Here is a 6,161-nt window from a genome sequence, read left to right as displayed (position 1 = left end):
GGTGTGGTAGACGTAGAGCTTGCTCACGTTAGAAGCGCAGCTTCTCATGACTTAATATACTCAAGCTATCATTCTAAAAGTGTTGCTTTTAAACGCCAGCAAGCTGCGCGCTACAAGGTGCATATTGTTTTGTATAAAAATCATCAGCGCTTTGTATAACTATTACCTAGTTAATGCTAGTGTTTAAAGCACATACATTTTTATAATTTACTGGATTAACCGCTAAATTGTGGAGTCAAATATGTCTAATTGGGTTGATGCAACTGTAAAAAAAGTAACATGGTGGAACGAAACGCTTTTTAGCTTAACGGTTAATGCCGATGTAGAGCCATTTAAAGCAGGGCAGTTTACTAAGCTTTCAATAATTGAGGATGATAAACGCATTGCGCGTGCATATTCATACGTTAATTCACCCGATAGCTCAGCTCTAGAGTTTTATCTTATCAACGTAGCTGACGGGCTTTTATCACCGCGCTTAGCAAAACTACAGCCAGGCGACAACGTATTAATTGAGCGCCGTGCAACAGGTTTTTTACGCTTGACGAAATTCCACAAAGTGAGCAGCTGTGGATGTTAGGCACTGGCACAGCCATCGGGCCATTTTTATCAATATTGCAACAACCTGAGGTATGGCAAAAGTATCAGCATATAAACTTAGTGCATGGCGTACGTTTTAATAGTGATTTAAGTTACCAGCCGCTTATAAATGAGCTTTTAAAAGCTTACCCAGCACAACTTAATTATATACCTGTTGTGAGCCGAGAAGAGCCGTTAGAGGGCTTACATGGGCGTATTACTGATGCAATTCAAAGTAGTCGCCTATTTGATAAAGTAAAGTTAGATCCAGCACCAAATAATGCCCAATTTATGATTTGTGGCAATCCACAAATGGTAAAAGACACAACCGAACTTCTTATAGGGAAAAGCTTTAAGCGTAACAGGCGCAGAGAGCCTGGACATATAACAGTCGAACAGTACTGGTAAGTGGCTGAATGACTACCCGCAAACTCTAAAATTTGTTATGTTGCACCACATTACGCGTTTAGTGTTCATATTAGGAAAGTTATGAAACCGTTATCAATTATTTTAGCTTCATTAATCACCACAGTTGCATTGATTAGTTATGCCTCAGATCAGCAACCTGAAGTAACCGAGCCAAAACTCAAAAGTGCAGAGCAAGTTGTTACAAATAAAGGTGACTCAGTCTCAAAAAATACCAATACAGATAACTTTGCAACTGAAATAGAAGCTAACGATAAAATTAATACTCTTGAATACAAAGCGCCCGAACTTAAAAAACCGGTAATCGACACCGCTAAAACAGATGATTCAAAAGTATTCGGTAACGAAGCACCACAGCCAGTAGAAAAGCCAAAAAATAAAGTAGAGAAAGCAGTGGCTGTTGCCGAGGCCGAAAAAGCAGTTACGCAAGCTAAAGAGGCACTTACTACTAAGCAGCAAACTAAGGCAAAGCAGTCACGTGAGTCACTTGCCGTGGTTGAGCAATTGGTCAACGCTTACAACGCACGTAACATTGAAGAGTTTATTCGCGTGTACTCTGAAGATGTAGAGTTTTATATTTTCCCAAATGAGCTATTATTTAAAGGTAAAGAAAAACTAATCGCACGTTATGGGCTAATGTTTAAAAAGCTCAAATGTATTCACTCATCGCCAATTAAGCGCATAGTGCACGGTGACATAGTAATAGATCATGAGTTATCAGAAACATGCTCCACTGATAAAAACGTTGTAGATAAACGTTCAGAGTTAATTTCGAGCTATCAAATTAAAGACGGCAAAATAATACGCGTCTTATTTTTCCGTTAAAGGACTGTTATGCAAATAAGTGACGAAAGAAAAATTCGCTTAATGTACCGAGTTGAGCCAGGCTGCTTAGGGCCTGATGGTGCTAACCATATAGAAGATTTTTGCCGTTTTGCTAACAAGCATATTAAATCGCCTTATTACGGCTTGTTTGTCTTTTTACCTCGTTACGATAAACAAAAAGATGAGCGTCAATACAGTGTAAATAGCCGTAACTTATCGCAAGTACAAGCTAAGGCGTACTTAAATCATTTTGATATTGATATAGATAATTTTGAAGAGCAGCTCGACGAGCTGCTCGCTAAAGCAATAGATTTATATTTTAAACGTTAAAATGCACTGCATGCAGCATACTATAAATTTAATTGTATTCCAGACGCTTCACCAGCCACAATTGTATTAAAGCTCTCGTTATCGTGTAAGCTTGCAAATGCACTTTCGTGTAATAGTTCATTACGTAAATTAGGCGAGTAATCTAGTGCCATTTTAATATCGGCTAGGGCATCTGCATGCTCATGTATTAGGGCAAAAGCACAGGCTCTTTGCCAGTATGCGTAGCCATAATCACTATCTATATCAATGGCTTGATTGCATAGTTCAATTGCTTGTGCTGTTTCGTTAATTTCCAGTAGTGCGTCAGCTTTATAAGCTATTGCTTCTACATCTTCTGGTTTACGTTTTAAAATTTCATCAAATATTTCAATTTTATTTGCAAAATCACTTTCTAAATTGGCGCGCATCCATAGCGAATGAACCTCGTTGGTAACCGATATACGTTCTTGGTTACTGAGTATTTCTTCAGAGCGTACACGCAGTTTTTCTTCAAGAATTTTTAATCTGTCTTCGTATTCATCCGTAATTACACTTACGCGTGTATTTACAATATCTTCTACTTTATTTTTAACATCACGTAGCGAGTTCCAACCCACTAAAACCAAAATAGATGCCGTGGCAGTAATAATAAAAAACACATTATTAATGGTATCGGTTGTGTATGTGAGCGCACGATCAGCGGTATCTAGTTGGGCGTGGGTAACTTGTTTAGTTACATCTTCACGTAGCTTTTGTTGATCTTGTCGTACTGCTTTTAGTTCATCTAAAACGTAGCGTTCTAAAAGTGGTTTATACATAGGCTCCTTTAGTTGGCTAAGGGCATGTTGTTGTTCTTGCGCAGTGAGCACTTCTGGCCTTTGTTCTGCTGCGTTCACAGTAGCCAAAAAAAATGTAAAACAAACAAAAAGTAAGGATATGTAATAACGCATTGGTATGCCTAGTTAAATTAATTGCGAGTGTAACTTTAACACGCACAGCTAAAAGGCACAAAGCTAGTGAAGCCAAAAATTTTGCAAAAAAAAGCCAGTTCAAGGTGAACTGGCCAAAACTGCTAAAACAACAAAAGTTGCAGGGAAATACAGGAGATAAATTGCATACTAACTGAATTTAGCTGAACAATTACTTAACTCAATTCAGTTAGTTAAAATAAGAAGATACACAAGGTATCTGGTTTATAAAGTAAAGGTGTATTGGGCTTAAGTAATACACCTTTATCGTTATAACTATAATTTCATGGTGAAGGGGGATATTCCAATGTGCGCTTAAGTAAATCAAAGCCACTTTTGAGCCCTTCACTTATCAATACGGCGAAATTTTTCAGTGCGATCACAGGTCTTCTAAAAAAGTTAAGATAAATATTTTAATCTCGTATTTTAAATACAGTTAGAAAGTGCAGTAAAAAGTATGCACAACTAACTATCCATCAAAATTATAAATGACAACAATCGTTTTAAACAGCCGTTCGGTGCTGGTATAGCATAATTTATAAGCCTATATTAAATACACATAAGTATTTAGGCCGGTGTACTAAGTTATAAACCAACTAAATAAAATAACCGTTACTTTTGTACTATAAGGATTTCAGAATGAGCAACCCTAAAGCAGGCCAATGTCCGGTCATGCATGGTAGTAATACTAAAACGTCTAATCCAAATACCGATTGGTGGCCAAACGCCCTTAACTTAGACATACTTCATCAACACGATACAAAAACGACTCCATATGACAGCGATTTCAACTACGCTGAAGCATTTAAAACACTAGATTTAGAAGCCTTAAAAACCGATTTAAAACACTTAATGACGCAAAGCCAGCAGTGGTGGCCAGCCGATTGGGGCCATTACGGTGGTTTAATGATTCGCATGGCATGGCACTCAGCAGGATCATACAGACTAGCTGACGGGCGTGGTGGTGGCGGTACAGCTAATCAGCGTTTTGCTCCGCTAAATTCATGGCCTGATAATGGCAATCTCGATAAAGCGCGTCGTTTATTATGGCCAATTAAGAAAAAATACGGCAATAAACTCTCGTGGGCCGACTTAATTATTTTAGCGGGCAACATGGCATACGAATCAATGGGTTTAAAAACCTTTGGGTTTGCAGGCGGGCGCGAAGATATTTGGCATCCTGAAAAAGACGTATATTGGGGAGCTGAAAAAGAATGGCTCGCACCAAGCGACGGACGCTACGCCAATGTAGACAAGCCAGACACAATGGAAAACCCGTTAGCCGCAGTACAAATGGGCTTAATTTACGTTAACCCAGAAGGTGTTAATGGTGTACCCGATCCACTTAAAACAGCAGCACAAGTTCGCGAAACGTTTGCGCGTATGGCAATGGACGATGAAGAAACAGCAGCACTTACCGTAGGTGGGCATACCGTAGGTAAAACGCATGGTAACGGTAAAGCCGAAAACCTAGGGCCAGAGCCAGAGGCTGCTGATGTACACGAGCAAGGTCTTGGTTGGAACAACACCACAACACGTGGTATTGGTCGCGATACAGTAACTTCTGGTATTGAAGGGGCATGGACTACCCACCCAACTAAATGGGATAACGACTACTGTAAACTACTGTTAAGCTACGAATGGGAATTAACAAAAAGCCCAGCAGGCGCTCATCAGTGGGAACCGGTTAATATTAAAGAAGAAGACAAGCCTGTTGATGTAGAAGATCCATCAATTCGTTTAAACCCAATAATGACTGATGCCGATATGGCCATGAAAATGGATCCAGCGTATCGTAAAATTATTGAGCGTTTTTATAACGACTTTGATTACTTCTCAGACGTATTTGCTCGCGCTTGGTTTAAATTAACTCACCGCGATTTAGGTCCTAAATCACGTTATTTAGGTGCCGATGTGCCAAGCGAGGATCTTATTTGGCAAGACCCAGTACCTACCGTTGACTACACACTCACAAACGCCGAAATTAGTGATTTAAAAACAACCTTACTTAATAGCGGTATTAGTGCTGCTGATTTAATTAGCACGGCATGGGACAGTGCTCGTACTTATCGTGGTTCTGATCACCGTGGTGGCGCAAATGGCGCACGTATTCGTCTTGCACCACAAAAAGATTGGCAAGGTAACGAACCAACACGTTTAGCAAATGTACTAGCTGCACTTGAAAAAGTACAAGCAGGTTTAAACAAGCAAGTTAGCATCGCCGACTTAATTGTTTTAGGCGGAATAGCCGCAGTAGAACAAGCTGCTAAAAGCGCTGGTGTTGATGTAACCGTACCGTTCGCGCCAGGACGAGGGGACGCAACAGACGACATGACCGATGCCGAATCGTTTGATGTGCTTGAACCCATTCATGACGGCTTTAGAAACTGGCTGAAAAAAGACTATGTAGTATCCGCGGAAGAGCTTTTACTAGAGCGTAGCCAGTTGATGGGTTTAAGTGCACCAGAAATGTCAGTATTACTTGGTGGCATGCGCGTGTTAGGCACTAACCACAATGGCAGTCAGCATGGCGTATTTACAAGTAATGTCGGCACCTTAAGTAATGACTTTTTTGTAAACTTAACGGATATGGCGTACCGCTGGGAGCCTACTGAAAAAGGGTTGTACAATATTGTAGAGCGTACAAGCGGCGTAACTAAATGGACTGCAACACGTGTTGATTTAGTATTTGGCTCAAACTCGGTTTTACGTGCACTTGCTGAGTTTTATGCGCAAGACGACAACAAAGAACGCTTTGTTCACGACTTCGTAAATGCATGGGTAAAAGTAATGAATACCGACAGGTTTGATATTAAATAATCTGTGCGATGAACATAAAAAAGGGGGAGTAATTAATTACTCCCCCTTTTTTATTTATAACGCAGTGGCAAACATATATTTGTAGACGTCGAACTTGCTCACGCGAGAAGCAAGAACTTCTAATCATTGAATCACACAACTTAAAAACTATGTTTTACACGCCAGCAAGCTGTGCGTTTACAGGGCTTATACCCAAGTTTCAGAATATGATTTGTAGACGTAGAGCTTGCTCACGTG

At 40.0% G+C, this 6,161-nt stretch carries 4 protein-coding genes and 1 pseudogene; 4 read left to right on the top strand and 1 reads right to left on the bottom strand.

Translation table 11 applies throughout. The features are described 5' to 3' along the window. Positions 1-241: 241 nt before the first annotated feature. The 3 genes and pseudogenes from P20495_RS21050 to P20495_RS01875 all read left to right on the top strand — a co-directional run bounded on the left by P20495_RS21050 (position 242) and on the right by P20495_RS01875 (position 2,157). Positions 242-984, top strand: a pseudogene (locus tag P20495_RS21050) (ferredoxin--NADP reductase). An 81-nt stretch (positions 985-1,065) separates the two neighbouring features. Next, entirely contained in the window at positions 1,066-1,827 is a 762-nt protein-coding gene (locus tag P20495_RS01870) for a nuclear transport factor 2 family protein (RefSeq protein ID WP_008138979.1), read from the top strand. A gap of 9 nt (positions 1,828-1,836) precedes the next feature. Then, entirely contained in the window at positions 1,837-2,157 is a 321-nt protein-coding gene (locus tag P20495_RS01875; protein WP_007379036.1) for a hypothetical protein, read from the top strand. Between the two features lie 20 nt (positions 2,158-2,177). Here P20495_RS01875 and P20495_RS01880 read toward each other — a convergent pair whose 3' ends face one another. Further along, a complete protein-coding gene (locus P20495_RS01880) occupies positions 2,178-3,086 on the bottom strand; it encodes a tetratricopeptide repeat protein (protein ID WP_033016400.1) in 909 nt (302 codons plus the stop codon). Between the two features lie 657 nt (positions 3,087-3,743). Between P20495_RS01880 and katG the strand changes: the two genes are divergently transcribed. Next, on the top strand, positions 3,744-5,924 hold the full coding sequence (gene katG, locus P20495_RS01885) for a catalase/peroxidase HPI (RefSeq protein ID WP_008138977.1): 2,181 nt from the start codon (positions 3,744-3,746) through the stop codon (positions 5,922-5,924). Positions 5,925-6,161 lie beyond the last annotated feature (237 nt).

It is taken from the genome of Pseudoalteromonas sp. BSi20495, assembly GCF_000241185.1.
Lineage (GTDB): Bacteria > Pseudomonadota > Gammaproteobacteria > Enterobacterales > Alteromonadaceae > Pseudoalteromonas > Pseudoalteromonas fuliginea.
This window is presented reverse-complemented; position numbering and strand designations above follow the sequence as displayed.